7 protein-coding genes and 1 tRNA gene are annotated in these 14,577 nt (G+C 74.5%); 4 read left to right on the top strand and 4 right to left on the bottom strand.

Going from position 1 to position 14,577, the window contains the following annotated elements; translation table 11 throughout:
- Window positions 1–48: 48 nt before the first annotated feature.
- Window positions 49–4,173: an Ig-like domain-containing protein gene (locus tag ASF50_RS04060; RefSeq protein WP_200920031.1), complete on the top strand. Its 4,125-nt coding sequence runs from the start codon at window positions 49–51 to the stop codon at window positions 4,171–4,173.
- Between the two features lie 104 nt (window positions 4,174–4,277).
- Here the strand turns inward: ASF50_RS04060 and ASF50_RS04065 are convergent, their stop codons facing one another.
- The 4 genes from ASF50_RS04065 to ASF50_RS04095 all read right to left on the bottom strand — a co-directional run bounded on the left by ASF50_RS04065 (window position 4,278) and on the right by ASF50_RS04095 (window position 10,458).
- Window positions 4,278–4,832: a type 1 glutamine amidotransferase domain-containing protein gene (locus ASF50_RS04065; RefSeq protein ID WP_056863687.1), complete on the bottom strand. Its 555-nt coding sequence runs from the start codon at window positions 4,830–4,832 to the stop codon at window positions 4,278–4,280.
- Window positions 4,833–4,972: 140 nt separating this feature from the next.
- Window positions 4,973–6,079 (bottom strand): C4-dicarboxylate ABC transporter, encoded by a 1,107-nt coding sequence (locus tag ASF50_RS04070; RefSeq protein WP_156718079.1) that lies wholly within the window; start codon window positions 6,077–6,079, stop codon window positions 4,973–4,975.
- A gap of 2,632 nt (window positions 6,080–8,711) precedes the next feature.
- Window positions 8,712–8,787, bottom strand: a tRNA-Lys gene (locus tag ASF50_RS04090).
- Window positions 8,788–8,853: 66 nt separating this feature from the next.
- Window positions 8,854–10,458, bottom strand: coding sequence for a phytoene desaturase family protein (locus ASF50_RS04095; protein ID WP_056903568.1), 1,605 nt, complete (start codon window positions 10,456–10,458; stop codon window positions 8,854–8,856).
- Between the two features lie 165 nt (window positions 10,459–10,623).
- Between ASF50_RS04095 and ASF50_RS04100 the strand changes: the two genes are divergently transcribed.
- From ASF50_RS04100 to ASF50_RS04110, 3 genes are all read left to right on the top strand, one after another.
- Window positions 10,624–12,633: an ATP-binding protein gene (locus ASF50_RS04100; protein WP_156718083.1), complete on the top strand. Its 2,010-nt coding sequence runs from the start codon at window positions 10,624–10,626 to the stop codon at window positions 12,631–12,633.
- Between the two features lie 66 nt (window positions 12,634–12,699).
- The gene (locus ASF50_RS04105; RefSeq protein WP_056903570.1) at window positions 12,700–13,647 is read left to right on the top strand and encodes a pirin family protein; all 948 of its coding nucleotides are present in this window, start codon (window positions 12,700–12,702) and stop codon (window positions 13,645–13,647) included.
- Window positions 13,648–13,683: 36 nt separating this feature from the next.
- A complete protein-coding gene (locus ASF50_RS04110) occupies window positions 13,684–14,406 on the top strand; it encodes a (2Fe-2S) ferredoxin domain-containing protein (protein ID WP_235557546.1) in 723 nt (240 codons plus the stop codon).
- Window positions 14,407–14,577: the final 171 nt, after the last annotated feature.

Genomic DNA, 14,577 nt, shown 5'->3' on the forward strand with positions numbered 1-14,577 from the left:
GCGCACCCCTCGTCGCGCCCTTCCGTCCTCTCCAGAGAGCAGCGCAGCATGAGAGCACCCACCCCCCGACGCGGGCTCGCAGCCCTCGCGGTCTCGGCGGTCGTCGCCGGGCTCGCCTGCCAGCCCACCGCCGCAGCGGCCGCGCCCGCCGCGGCACCCACCGCCGCACCCGACCCGTCGGCCGCCGCCGACGACGGGGTGCCCGACGTGACCGTCACGCCCGACCCGTCGTACCAGGGCGGACCCTTCGAGGGCTGGGGCACCAGCCTGGTGTGGTTCGCCAACGCCACGGGCGACTACCCCGACGCGATCCGCCAGGAGCTGCGCGACCTGGTCTTCGGCGACGAGGGCCTCAACCTCAACATCGCGCGCTACAACATCGGCGGCGGCAACGCTCCGTCGGTCGAGGACTACCTGCGCCCCGGTGGCGCGGTCGAGGGCTGGTGGAAGGCGCCCGCGGGCCCGCAGCTCACGCCGCAGGACAAGGACTGGTGGGACCCCGCCGACCCGGCGCTGTGGAACGAGGACGCCGACGCCACCCAGCGCTGGTGGATCGACGCGATCAAGGCCGACATCACCCACTGGGAGGCCTTCAACAACTCCCCGCCGTGGTTCCAGACCGTCTCGGGCTACGTCTCGGGCGGCTTCGACCCCAGCGCCGAGCAGATCCGCGCCGACACCGTCGACGACTTCGCCGCCTACCTCGTCGGCGCCATGGAGCGGCTCGAGGCCGCCCACGGCATCACCTTCGACACCGTCGACCCCCTCAACGAGCCCAACACGCCCTACTGGGGCACCCAGCTCGGCGCCGACGGTCAGCCGACCGGCGGACGCCAGGAGGGCGCGCACGCCGGCCCCGCCATGCAGGCCCGGGTCATCACGGCCCTCGAGGAGGCGCTGGCGGCCAGCGACCTCGACACCCCGATCTCGGCCATGGACGAGACCAACCCCGGCACCTTCGTGCGCAACTGGTACGCCTACGACCAGCCGACGCAGGACCTCGTCGAGCAGCTCAACGTGCACACCTACGGCACCGGCCAGCGCACGTCGGCGCGTGACCTCGCCAAGGGCGAGGGCAAGCCGCTGTGGATGAGCGAGGTCGAGGGCTCGTGGGGCGCGGGCCAGAGCTTCACCGACATGGCGCCCGGCCTGGGCATGGCCGAGCGGATCACCGACGACCTGCGCGAGCTCGAGCCCGACGCCTGGGTCTTCTGGCAGCCGGTCGAGGACCTGAAGAACATGGAGCCCGGCGGCGAGAGCGCCGCCGGGGCCAACTGGGGCAGCATCCAGCTCGACTTCGACTGCGGTGACGGCGACGTGCTCGTGCGCGACCCCGCCGCCCCGCCCGCCGAGGGCACCTGCCGGATCAAGACCAACACCAAGTTCGACACCGTGCGCAACTACACGCACTACATCGAGCCCGGCGACCGCCTGGTCGCCACCGACTCCACCGACTCCACCGCGGCGGTCACCGACGAGGGCGTCACCGTCGTGCACGTCAACGACTCCGACGCCGCCCGCGACGTCACCCTCGACCTCGCGAAGTTCGCGTCGGTGGCCGACGGCGCCACCGTCACGCCGGTGGTCACGAGCACCGCCGGCGCGCTGCGCACGGGCACACCGACCGTGGTGCGCGACGGCGAGGCCACGCTGCGCCTGCCCGCCCGCTCGGTGACCACGCTGCTGGTCTCGGACGTCTCCGGCGTCGCCGAGGACGCCGCGCTGGTGCAGGAGGACCACGTCTACCGCCTGCGCGGCGTGCAGAGCGGGAAGTCGCTCGCCCCGGCCGCGACCGGGTCGGGCGTCGTGATCCGCACCGACAGCGCCTCGGCCCCCGACCAGGTCTGGCGGCTGCGGCCGCTCGCCGACTCGGTGAGCAACCGGCAGCGCTACACGCTCAGCACCGGTGACGGCGAGCTGCTGCTCGCCGCCGGGGCCGACGACCCGACGCTGGTCGCCGCCGACGCCGGGTCGACCCCGGCCGAGACCGCGCAGTGGATGCTCTCCACCACCGGCGACGGCACCTACACCGTCGTCAACGCCGGCACCGGTCAGCTCCTCGACGTGCCCGGCGGGGCCACCGCCGACGGCACCCGGGTGGCGTTCTACACGCCGACCTCGGGCGACAACCAGCGCTGGCGGATCCTCGACGAGACCGTGCAGGGTGTCCGGCCCACCGCCGTCGTCACCCCCGTCGGGGTCGCCCCCTCCCTGCCCGCGAGCGTCACCGGGGTCTACGCCGGCGGCGACCGCGACGGCCTGCCCGTCGTCTGGGACCTGCCCGCCGACTCCGCGTGGCAGCAGCCCGGCACGGTCGTCGTGCCCGGCACCGTGACCACCTCCGACGGGCAGAGCCTCACCACGACCGCCGAGGTCACCGTCGACACCCTGGTGTCCACCCGCCCGGCGCGCGCGGCGACGTACGTCGGTCAGGCCCCGACCCTGCCCACCACCGTCACCGCGGTGGGGGAGTCGGGCGCCACCGTCGAGCGGCCGGTCACCTGGGAGACCGCGTCCGCGGGTGCCTTCGACCAGACCGGCGTGGTCGAGCTGGAGGGCGTCGCCGACGCCGGGGCCGGGCGCATCCTGCCCGCGACCGTCGCGGTGCGGGTGACCGAGCCCGTGCCCGGCGTGGTGCCCACGCCGCAGGGCACCACCGTGGCCGCGACCTTCACCGAGCCCGGCTACGGCACCGCCGGGCTGCTCGACGGCGACCTGGGCGACAAGGCGTGGTCGAACTGGAGGTCGTCGGCCAAGAACACCTCCGACACCCTCACGATGACGTTCCCCGACGCCCGCACGCTCACCGGCCTGCGGGGTGTGTTCTTCAAGGACGGCGCGAGCGACAGCTACCCCGCCTCGGTGCGCGTCGAGGTGCCGACCGGCGACGGTGGGTGGCGACAGGTCGGGGAGACCACGACGATGGCCGCCGGGCTCGCCTCGCCGGTCGTCACCGTCAGCTTCCCCGGGGTCGAGGTCGACCGGGCCCGCCTGGTGATGACGGCCCGCGACAACACCCACCTGACCATGAGCGAGCTGCAGGTGCTGGGTCAGGTCGCCGCCCAGGGCTCCGACGCCGGCCTCGCCGAGCTGCGTGTGGCCGGCACCCCGCTGCCCGGCTTCGACCCGGCCCGCGAGTCCTACACCGTCACCTCCACGCAGGTGCAGCAGGTCGCGGCGCGCGCCGCCGACCCCTTCGCCACCGTGGAGGTCCAGCAGGCCGGCGACGGTCGCACCGCCCGGGTCGTGGTCACCAGCGAGGACGGCTCGGCGACCCGCACCTATGCGGTGACGTTCCAGGCTCCGGGCACCGACCCCGACCCGCAGCCCGCTGGGCAGACGATCATCTTCGCGAAGCCCTCCGACATGGAGGTCGGCGATCCCGACCAGCAGCTGTTCGCGACGGCGACCTCCGGCCTCGGGGTCTCCTTCCGCACCGACGGGCCGTGCACGGTGACGGTCGACCGGCTGCGGGCCACCGGGGTAGGTGCGTGCACCGTCACCGCCTCGCAGGCCGGTGACGCGACCTACGCCCCGGCGCCCGAGGTCGAGCGGACCGTCGTGGTCACCGAGACCGTCGAGCCCCCCGTCGAGCCGGAGCCGGAGCCGGAGCCCGTCCTCGTCGACGGCTTCGAGGAGCCCGGTCGTCTCGACGACGCCTGGGTCGGCTTCACCTCACGCGCCGACTACCGCGTGACGCCCCGCGGTCTGCGGGTGGGGCGCGGGGGCCCGATCCTGCACACGGGGTCCCGCCAGGGCGCCGACCAGGAGGCCGCCGTCACCCTCGAGCGCGTCGCCCCCGGCGCCCGCTCGCTCGGCCTGCTCCTCGAGGCCCAGGGCCAGGACGGCTTCCGACGCGGCCTGGCCGTCACCTGGAACCCCCAGACCGAGCGCGTCCGTCTCGCGGTGAAGCGCTCGGTGGCCTCGGCCTGGACCCGCACGGTCGGTCCGAGGGTGGACCTCGCCGAGGGCGACGTGCTCGGCGCCCGCACCGTCGGCGACCGGGTCGAGGTGCTGCGCGACGGCGCGGTCGTGGCGACCTTCGCGCTCGAGGGCCGCGACGCCACGGCGTTCGTCGGGCGCGGTGGCCACGTGGGGATCTGGGCGCAGCGCGCCACCGGCTCGGTGCTCGACGACCTGGTGGTCGGGCCCGCGACCGGCTCGCAGGAGTGAGCGGCTGACCCTCGCACGACCCGCAGACGACGGCGGCGACAGGACCGAGGTCCTGCCGCCGCCGTCGACGTGCGTGGTGCTGCTCGCTGGTGAGCCCGGGTGGGTCAGCCCGCGAAGGCCGCCACGGCGGCCTCGCCGAAGGCCGGGAGGTCGTCGGGGTTGCGGCTGGTGACGAGCTGCCAGCCGTTGGCCGGGCAGGTGAAGGACTGCTCGTCGACCCAGCTGCCGCCGGCGTTGGAGATGTCGGTCTTGAGGCTGGGCCAGCTGGTGAGGGTCTTGCCGCCGAGCACGCCGGCCTCGACCAGGGTCCAGGGGCCGTGGCAGATCGCGGCGATCGGCTTGCCGGCGTCGGCGAAGGCCTTGACGAGGGCGACGGCCTTCTCGTCGAGGCGCAGGGCGTCGGGGTTGGTCGTGCCGCCGGGCAGCACGAGGCCGTCGAAGTCGTCGACCGAGGCGTCGGCCACGGCGAGGTCGGGCTCGAAGGTGTCGGCCTTGTCCACGTCGTTCTCGAAGGCCTGGATGGTGCTCTTCTCGGGCGCGATGAGCGTGGTGGTGGCGCCGGCCGCGTCGATGGTCTTGCGCGGCTCGGTGAGCTCCACCTGCTCCACGCCGGAGTTGGCGACCAGGAAGGCGATGCGCTTGCCGTCGAGCTGGGGCATGTCGGGACCTTTCGTCGAGTGCGGGGCGGCGGTGCGCTCGCCCCGGGGCCGTCGGGGCCCGTGTCCCCAGCCTGCCCCGCCGACTCGGGCGCACCACCGCCTGACGGGGTGAGGACGCACTGGTGCCCTGACGCCCGGTGTCAGCGGGCGAGGAGCCAGGTCGTCGTGCGCACGGCGACCACGAGCCAGAGGGTGGCGAGGGTGGCGAGGAGGACGACGGCGAGGTCGAGCAGCGCGGTGCTCCCGGTCGCCTCGGCCAGGGCGGCGGAGCCCGTCACCACGGTGCCGACAGGGAAGGTGAAGGCCCACCACGCCAGGCTGAAGGGCAGCCCGCCGTCGCGCCGAGCCGTGCGGACGACCAGGGCGCCCGCCACGACCAGCCAGGCCATGGCGAGGGCCAGCACCAGCGCGCCGTACGGCACCACCGCGCCGGCCGCCCACGCCCCCCACGGCCCCGGCAGGACGGCGGGGGAGAGGTCGCCGAGGTGGTGCACCGCGGTCACCGACTGGCCCAGCGGGCCGAGCACGATGAACAGCGTCGGGGCGGCGGTCGCTGCGATGCCGTGGCGTCGGAGCCGGCGCAGCACCAGGGGGAGGACGACGAGGGTGGCGGCCAGCGCCACGCCGGCCAGGCCCCAGCAGCAGAGCAGGAACGCCGCTCGCAGGTCGCCCGCGGGCACGTGCGGCACCAGCAGCGCGCCGGTCGCCGCGCTCACCATGGGGGGCACGACCGGCATCAGCCAGCTGGGGGTCGCGTCGTCGAGCCCGACGCGGTGGGAGACGAGCGCCACGGTCGGCACCACGACCGTGGTGGCGAGGCCCAGCAGGGTCCCGGCCACCCACAGCGACGCGCCCACGGCCAGCGCCGGCGTGACGCCCATGACGCGGTGACCCACCAGGAGCGCTCCCGCGCCGACCGTCATCAGGGCCATCGCGGGCGCGCCGAAGAAGTGCGCCATGACCGGGTCGGCGAGGTGGGCCCGCACGCTGCCCGGGTGGCGTCGCGACTGGGCGACGCTCGCCGCGGTGAGCACGACGAGCAGCACCGCCGCCACCAGCCAGGCCGCGAGGGCCAGCAGGTCGCGCCCCGGGACGGCCACGGGCACGACGGTCAGCGCGACCGCGAGGATGCCGGTGCCCATGACCGACGCGAACCAGTTGGGTCCGACCGAGCCCGCGGCCGTGGTCGCAGCGTGGTCGGATCGACTCGGGGTCGTCTCGGTGGGGGACATCGCGGTCGTCGTCACCGTCCCAGGATGGGCGGGCGGCGAGGTCGGCGGTAGGCGGCGCGGCACTGTGTCGACACAGGCGCGGCCTGTGGGTCGGTGCGCTCAGCCGGGGCGGACGAGCGTGGTCCAGCCGTGGGGGTTGGTCCAGGTGTAGGTGCCGTCGGGGGCGCGGTGGTAGCTCCAGGGTGGGCTGCCCTCGGAGCCGGTGGTCTTGAGGCGGTGGTGGTGGCGGCACAGCGGCGCGAGGTTGGAGGGGTGGGTTTGGCCGGGTCTGCCGCCGTGGTCGAGGGGTCGGTAGGGGGTGATGTGGTCGAGGTCGCAGCGTCGTGAGGGCACGGTGCAGCCGGGGANTAGCTCCAGGGTGGGCTGCCTTCGGAGCCGGTGGTCTTGAGTCGGTGGTGTGGCGGCACAGCGGGGCGAGGTTGGAGGGGTGGGTTTGGCCGGGTCTGCCGCCGTGGTCGAGGGGTCGGTAGGGGGTGATGTGGTCGAGGTCGCAGCGTCGTGAGGGCACGGTGCAGCCGGGGAACACGCAGCGTGGGTCGCGCAGGGTGACGTGTTCGCGCATCCACGGTGGTGGGTCGTGGCGGTCGACGGCTCCGGCGGTGGTGGGGTCGAGGTCGATGACGGGTCTCACGTAGACCTTGGTGCCAAGGAGCCAGCGGCGCAGGGTGGTGGTGGAGACGACGCCGAGGCCNCCGGCGGTGGTGGGGTCGAGGTCGATGACGGGTCTCACGTAGACCTTGGTGCCAAGGAGCCAGCGGCGCAGGGTGGTGGTGGAGACGACGCCGAGGCCCTCGACGACCGCGGTGCCGGGTGGTGGGCCGGTGCGGTCGATCTGGGAGAGGTGGCTGGTCTCGTGGTGGCGGTGGACCGGCGTGGGTCGTAGGTCGGGGCCGGTGGTTCGGTACGCGTCCCCCGCAGGCTGCTCGTGCTCAGGCTGGTCTTCTGCGGGCCGCTCGTGCGCGGGATGCTCGTCCGCGGGCTGGGCGTCGGTGGGCTGTGCGTCGGGCGTGGGGTGGCTTCGAGACGCTCGCTGCGCTCGCTCCTCAGCCACCGGGGTCGTGACCTGTCCAGCGAGAGTGGTCCCTAGATCGTTGTCGGTGGTCGCGGCGGGGCTTCGAGACGCTCGCTGCGCTCGCTCCTCAGCCGCCGTGGTTGCCGTGGTTGCCGCGGGCGGTCCTGTCGCAGGCTCGGGAACGGGATCGGCCGTGTCCTCGGGGGCGGACAGGTCGCGGGGGTCGGGGGGTGGTTCCTCGGCGGGGGCCTCGCTGGGCGGCGGGGGTCCCTCGCAGGTCGGGGGATTGGTTGCGGCCTGGTCCTCAGCGAGGGCGCGGGCCGTGTCGTGGGCGGCGAGGGTCTCGGCGCGTGCGAGGTCCTCGGGGCGCAGGTGGAGGTAGACGACCCGTTCCTTGGCAGTGGTGGGTTCGACGGAGTCGAGGGCGGTGAGGCCTTGGGCGCGGTCGGTGATCACCCCGATCGCCCTGGCTTTACGGACCTCCAGCGACTCGACCACGGCTCCAGTGGTGCTCTGGTGGCGTCCGAGCTCGGCGGCGGTGGCGCAGATCAGGTCGTGGAAGCGGGTGAGGTCCTGGGTGTCACCGGTGGCCTCGAGCCACGAGGTGCCCGAGGCGGAGCCGCGGTCGACGTCGTGGGTCACCCTCACGTTCCACCCACCGCGGGCCCGCTCCTCCAGGGCGGCCTGGGCGTGGGGGTCGTGCCTGGCGGCCGCCTCGGCGACGAACAGCTCGATCCGCCGCGATCCGAGTCCTTGGACCTTCGCCCCGAGGGCGGCGACCTTGCGGTCCACGAACGCAGCACCGGTGTCGTTGAGGACCTGGGTCTGGGAGGCGATGCGCCGGGCGCGCCAGCCGGGGAGGGTGAGGTCGTCCACCATCGCCCAGATGCGGGGCAGGCGGTGGACCAGCTCCATGACTTCCGCGAGGTTGCAGCCGGCGTTGACCGGCGACATCTCCAACGCCAGGGCCAACGGCTCAGCCGCGAACTCGTCGAGGCCGTGGCGGATCATCCCCGGCACCGACCACGCGTAGGCCCGGTCGGGGTTCAGCGCCCCCCAGCGGGCCATGACCCGCAGCGTGCGACGCTCGGCGGCGCGTACGGATCGGGCGGTGTCGGCGGCGTACTCCAGGACCTCGTCGGCCTCGAAGGAGTCGACGTCGACCACGGCGCCGGTGGTGTCGAGGTCGAGGAGCATGCGCCTAGTTTATTCGAACACGCATTCGATAACTAGGTCTGCGGGTGGATCTGTGGAGAGGGATGTCTTGTCGCGCGAGGGTGGTTTCGAGACGGTCGCTGGCGCTCCCTCCTCAACCACCGGGGGCGCTGGCGCTCCCTCCTCAACCACCGTGTCGGCCGTGGTTTCGAGACGGTCGCTGGCGCTCCCTCCTCGACCACCGGGGCGCTGGCGCTCCCTCCTCGACCACCGGGGCGCGGGCGCTCCCTCCTCGACCACCGGGGCGCGGGCGCTCCCTCCTCAACCACCGGAGCGCTGGCGCTCCCTGCTCGACCAGGGGGGTGCTGGGGCCTCCCGCCCGACGGCTGTGGGCTGTGCGGGCTCGCCCCCGGCGGGGAAGGGGGCAGGTCGGGAAATGGCGAGAGGCCCTCCCGGCGAACCGGGAGGGCCTCTCGTGGGTGGTACGGCATCAGGGACTCGAACCCCGAACCCGCTGATTAAGAGTCAGCTGCTCTGCCAATTGAGCTAATGCCGCGCGGTGAAGCGAGAAGAACATTACCAGCGGGCCACCGGGCGGCGAAATCGACGGAGCGGGGACCGGTCAGCGGGAGGCGAGGACGGCCTGGGCGGCGTTGTGGCCGGCGATCCCGGAGACGGCGCCGCCGCGCCGGGCGCCGGAGCCGCAGAGCAGGACGGCGTCGTGGGCGGTCTGCACGCCCCACTGCTGTGCCGGGGTGTCGAGGCGCGCGCGGGCCGGGGCCCACGGCCACTCGAGGTCGCCGTGGAAGATGTGGCCCCCGGGCATGGCCAGGTCGGCCTCGACGTCCTGGGGGATCTTGGCCTCGATGCACGGCTGACCGTCGGCGTCGCGGGCCACGCACGACGCGAGCGGCTCGGCGAGGTGCTCGTCGAGGGAGGCGATGGCCCGGGCGACCGCCTCGGCCTTGGCGGCCTCGCGGCGAGCGGGGTCGGCGAAGAGCGAGGCGGGCGTGTGGAGGCCGAAGTAGGTCATCGTGTGGGTGCCCGAGCCGGCGGCCGACCCGAGGATCGAGGGGTCGGTGAGGGTGTGGCAGTAGACCTCGCCGGGGAGGGCGGTGGGCACGGACCCGCCGACGGCGTCGGCGTAGGCCCGCTCCAGCTGGGTGTAGTCCTCGGCGAGGTGGAGGGTGCCGGCGAAGGCCACGGCGGGGTCGACACCGGAGCGCAGGGCGGGCAGCCGGTCGAGGAGCAGGTTGATCTTGAGCTGCGAGCCCTCGGGCTTCGTCGCCGCGTCCTCCACGCCGCCGAGGAGGATCTCCAGCACCCACGGCGCGACGTTGGCCAGGACGTGGCGCCCGCTCACGACGTGGTCACGGCCACCGGCGTGGAAGGTCACCTCGGCGCCGGAGTCGGCGCCCTCGCCGGTGGGACGGATCGCCGAGACGCCCGCGCCGGTCAGCAGCTCGGCGCCCGCGCGCCCGGCCGCCGCGGCGAGCGCGTCGGTCATCGCGCCCATGCCCCCGACGGGCACCCGCCACTCGCCGGTGCCGTTGCCGATCAGGTGGTAGAGGAAGCAGCGGTTCTGCACGCGCGACGGGTCGTGCAGCGAGGCGAAGGTGCCGATGAGGGCGTCGGTGGCCGCCACGCCGCGCACCGTGTCGTCGCGGAAGCGCCGCTCGACGGCCTCGCCCAGCGGGCGCTCGACCAGGTCGCGCCAGATGTCGGGGTCGACCCGGTCGCGCAGCGCCCGCTCGCCGGGCAGCGGCTCGAGGAGGGTCGGGGCGACGGCGTGGGCGAGGTCGGCGACGTCGGCGTAGAACTCGCGCCAGGCGGCGTACTCCTCCTCGCCCCCGGTGAGGTCGGCGAAGGACCGCGCCGTGGCGGGGCCCTCGGGGCGCTCCACGAGCAGCCCGCCGGCCTTCCCGTCGCGCGACGTCGGGGTGTAGGAGGCGGTGGTGCGCGACTCCAGACGCACCTGGAGGTCCAGATCGCGCATCAGCGCCTCGGGCATGAGCGAGACGAGGTAGGAGTAGCGCGACAGGCGCACGTCGTGACCGCGGAAGGCGGGGGCCGAGACGGCGGCGCCGCCGGTGTGGTCGAGGCGCTCGAGCACCAGGACCGAGAGACCTGCGCGCGCGAGGTAGGCGGCTGAGACCAGGCCGTTGTGGCCGCCGCCGACCACGACGACGTCGTAGGAGGACCGCGTGGGCGCACCCGAAGAGCTCATCGGGCCACGGTAGTGGTCGCGGCGGCGGGCCGGGCGACGCGCCTCGCCCGAGCACGGCTGAGACGTCTCTCAGCGTGCGGTGGCGCCCGAGTCCTGGCGAACCGGCGCCGCCGACGCCGCGGGCGTGCTTCACTCAGGCCGGGACCGACACCGGGAGGGGGAGTCGTGCCGCCTCGTCGCATGCTCGCCGTCGCGGCTCTCGCGCTGCTGACGGGCGCGATGGGCCTGGCCGCCGTGAGGGCCGCGCCCGACGCCGGCCACGCCATCGGCATCTGGCCCGTCGGCCTGGCCAGCGGCCTGCTGCTGCTCGCCCGTCGTCGCGCCGTGCCGGTGCTCGCGGCGCTCGTGCTCGCCCTCGCGGTGCTGACCATCTGGCTCGGCGGGCGCCCCGGCGACGTCGCGGTCGGGTACGGCGCGGGCGTCGCGCTGGAGACCGTCGTGGTGTGGGCGATCCTGTCGCAGGGTGAGGAGGGCCGCTGGCGGCTGCGCCACGACGCCGACCTGCGTCGCTACGTCGTGGCGTGCCTCGCGGGGGCGGCCGTCGGTGCCTCGACGGGTGCGCTCACCTCGGCGGTCACCGGCTTCGGTGACCCGGCCCTGGTGGCCCTGGCGCTCGCCGTCTCGCACCTCGGGTCCCAGCTCGTGCTGACCCCGATGTGGTCGCGGCTGCCCGACCACGCGGCCATCGCCGGTCGCGGTGAGCGCGTGCTGCAGTGGGCGGCGGTGGTGACCGTCGCCCCCGCCGTGTTCGTGCCCACCGACCTCCCGTCGGTCGTCTTCCTCGTCGTGCCGGTGCTGGCCTGGAGCGCCCTGCGGCTGCGCGCTCCCGAGGCCCTCGCCCAGCTGGTGGCGGTGCTGGCCTTCGCGGTGCTCATGAGTGCCTCCGGTCGTGGCCCCTTCACCGACGCCCCCGGCCGCTTCGACCTCGACCCCGACCTGCGCGGCGTGCTGCTCTCGGCCTTCATCGCGACCTGCGCGCTGATCGTCGTGCCGCTGCTGCTGCGCGTGGGCGAGCACATCCGCGCCGCCCGCACCGCTGCGGCCGAGCGCGACACCCTGGAGCGGGTCGTGCACAGCGCCTCCGACGCCATCATCGGAGCCGACCTCGAGCGTCGCATCACGCTCTTCAACCCCGGCGCCGAGCAGCTGCTGGGCTACACCGCGGCCGAGGTCATGGGCCGCGACTCCGCCATGCTCCACAGTCCTCACGGGGTGCAGCGCAAGGCGGCCGAGCTCGGGGTGGCCGACGACTTCGACACCGTGGCGGGCAGGATGCTCGAGCCCGGTCAGGCCGGCGCCTACATCGGCTTCGTGCGCAAGGACGGCACGGAGCGCACGCACTCGATGACCCTCGACCGGATCCTCGACGACCGCGGTCGCCCGGTCGGCTACCTGAGCATCTCCGAGGACGTCACCGAGCGGCTCGAGGCCGAGCGGGCGGTGCAGGACGCCCTGGAGCGGCTGCGCGAGGTCGACGCGGTCAAGGACGCCTTCATCTCCAGCGTCAGCCACGAGCTGCGCACCCCCATCACGAGCATCGTGGGCTACCTCGAGATGCTCGAGGAGGGCGACTTCGGCGCCCTGGGGGACGCCCAGCTCCGCGCGGTGCGCCGGGTCATCGGCAACAGCGACCGCCTGCTCGGGCTCGTCGACGACCTGCTCACGCTCTCCACCGTGCAGCACGACGGCCTCGGGATGGCCGAGAAGGTCCTCGACCTGGGCGAGGTGGTGCGCGCCGGCTGCGCCGTGGTGTCGCCCGGGCTGGAGCGCGGCTCGACCGTGCTCGAGGTCGACCTGCCCGACGAGCCGCTGCCGGTGGTCGGCGACCGCGACCTGCTCGAGCGCGTCGTGATCAACCTCGTCGGCAACGCCGTGAAGTTCACCCCCGACGGCGGCCGGGTGGGCGTGCGCCTCGTGGCGGGCACCGGACCGGGCGAGACCTGTCACGTGCTCACCGTCAGCGACACCGGGATCGGCATCCCCGCCACCGAGCTCGAGCACCTCTTCACCCGCTTCTTCCGCTCCTCCAACGCCCAGAAGCAGGCCATCCCCGGCAGCGGGCTCGGGCTCTCGATCGCCCACGCCGTCGTCGCCCGCCACGGCGGCCGGATGGAGGTCGACTCGGCGCTCGGCGAGGGCGCGACCTTCACCGTGCACCTCCCGGCCGTCACCTGACCCGCTCGACCCGCCTGTCCGAGACAATCTGTTGAATGTTCAACTAGGCGCGGCTAGGATCGGGCCATGCCTGCGATCACCGTCGACGACCTGACCACCCTCGACCGGGTGCGCGGCCCCGGGCTGGGCGACCAGCCGCGGCCGGTGCTCCAGGTGACCACGGCGCCCCAGGGCTACGAGGGCGAGGGCTTCCCCGTGCGCCGCGCCTTCGCCGGCATCGACCTGGCCCGCCTCGACCCGTTCATCATGATGGACCAGATGGGCGAGGTGGAGTACGCGCCGGGCGAGCCGAAGGGCACCGCCTGGCACCCCCACCGCGGCTTCGAGACCGTCACCTACATCATCGACGGCACCTTCGACCACCACGACTCCCACGGTGGCGGCGGCACGATCACCAACGGCGACACCCAGTGGATGACCGCCGGCTCCGGGCTGCTGCACATCGAGGCCCCGCCGGAGTGGCTCGTGCAGTCCGGCGGGCTCTTCCACGGCCTCCAGCTGTGGGTGAACCTGCCCCGCGACGCCAAGATGAGCACCCCGAGGTACCAGGACATCCGCTCCGGGGAGGTGCAGCTGCTGACCTCCGCCGACGCCGGCGCGCTCGTGCGGGTCATCGCCGGCACCGTCGACGGCCACGCCGGGCCGGGGTCGACGTACACGCCGATGGCGCTGGTGCACGCCTCGCTCGAGCCCGGCGCCCGCCTCGACCTGCCCTGGGACGTCGACTTCAACGCGCTCGTCTACGTGCTCAACGGCGACGGCACCGTGGGGGAGGAGGCCCGCCCGCTGCGCACCGGCCAGGCCGCCGTGCTCGGCGCCGGCGACTACCTCACGGTCTCGGCCGCGGGCCGTCAGGAGAGCCGCTCGCCGCGCCTCGACGTGGTCGTGCTCGGCGGCCGCCCGATCCGTGAGCCGCTGGCGTGGGCCGGCCCCTTCGTGATGAACACCAAGGCCGAGGTGATGGAGGCCTACCAGGCCTTCCAGCGCGGCAGCTTCGGGCACCCGACGAGCTAAGCGGGGGCCGGCGGGGGCGCTGCTAGGTTCCCCCGCGTGGACGAGCAGGTCGTGCTGGTGACGATGTCGGTGCGCGAGGTGCGCGCCGGCGCGGAGCTGGCCGCACTCGCCGCCGAGGTCGGCGCGAGCGTCGCCCACCTCCAGCAGGGCGACCCCTCGCCGGCCCGCGAGCTGACCCGCCTCGCCGGCTCCGGCGTACGCCGCGTCGTCGTGGTCGGCGTGGCGACCGGGCCGCTGGCCCCCGGGGCGTCGTGGCTGCGGCGCGTGGTCGCCCACTGGTGGCGCGAGCGGGGCGACGACGCACCGCAGGTGCGCGTCGCCGGCGCGCTGCTGGCCGACCTCGACCCGGCCGCCGGCGCGGGGGAGCGGGTCGCGCGGCTGGTCGCCGCGGCCACGCCGGTGACCGGCGCCGAGGCGGGGCTGACCTCGTCGGCGTGGCAGGAGGTCACCGCCCACCGCCACCAAGTGCTGGTGTGCCGCGGGCCGCGGTGCACCGCGCGCGGCTCCGACGACACCGCCGAGGCGGTGGTGCTGGCCCTGATGGCCCACGGGCTCGGTGACGACGACGTGCTGCTGACCCAGACCGGCTGCCTGCTGCCGTGCAACCACGCCCCGGTGGTCGCGGTGCAGCCCGACGACGTCTGGTACGCCCGCGTCGGTGCCGGCTCCGTCGACCGGATCGTGGCCGAGCACCTGGTCGACGGGCGCCCGGTCGCCGCCCAGCGGCTGGCCCGCCCCGCGCCGCGCGGGATGGCCTAGGCTGCCGCTACACGTCTCGTGGACCCAGGAACCCGGTGCGGCAGCGATGCCCAGTCCGGGGCGGTTCCGCCACTGTGACGCCGTCGCGAGGCCCTGCGCCTCCGACGGCCCAGCCAGATACTGGCCACGGGACTCCGCCACTACCACCGGGGCGAGAACCCCGAGGAGGCC

Source organism: Nocardioides sp. Leaf307, assembly GCF_001423135.1.
Taxonomy (GTDB): Bacteria; Actinomycetota; Actinomycetes; order Propionibacteriales; family Nocardioidaceae; genus Nocardioides; species Nocardioides kribbensis.

What these genes read in the sequence shown, in the direction of transcription:
- ASF50_RS04060 (WP_200920031.1), top strand. Translation starts at nt 49, where the DNA reads ATGAGAGCACCCACCCCCCGACGCGGGCTCGCAGCCCTCGCGGTCTCG.
- ASF50_RS04065 (WP_056863687.1), bottom strand. Translation starts at nt 4,832, where the DNA reads ATGCCCCAGCTCGACGGCAAGCGCATCGCCTTCCTGGTCGCCAACTCC.
- ASF50_RS04095 (WP_056903568.1), bottom strand. Translation starts at nt 10,458, where the DNA reads ATGAGCTCTTCGGGTGCGCCCACGCGGTCCTCCTACGACGTCGTCGTG.
- ASF50_RS04105 (WP_056903570.1), top strand. Translation starts at nt 12,700, where the DNA reads ATGCCTGCGATCACCGTCGACGACCTGACCACCCTCGACCGGGTGCGC.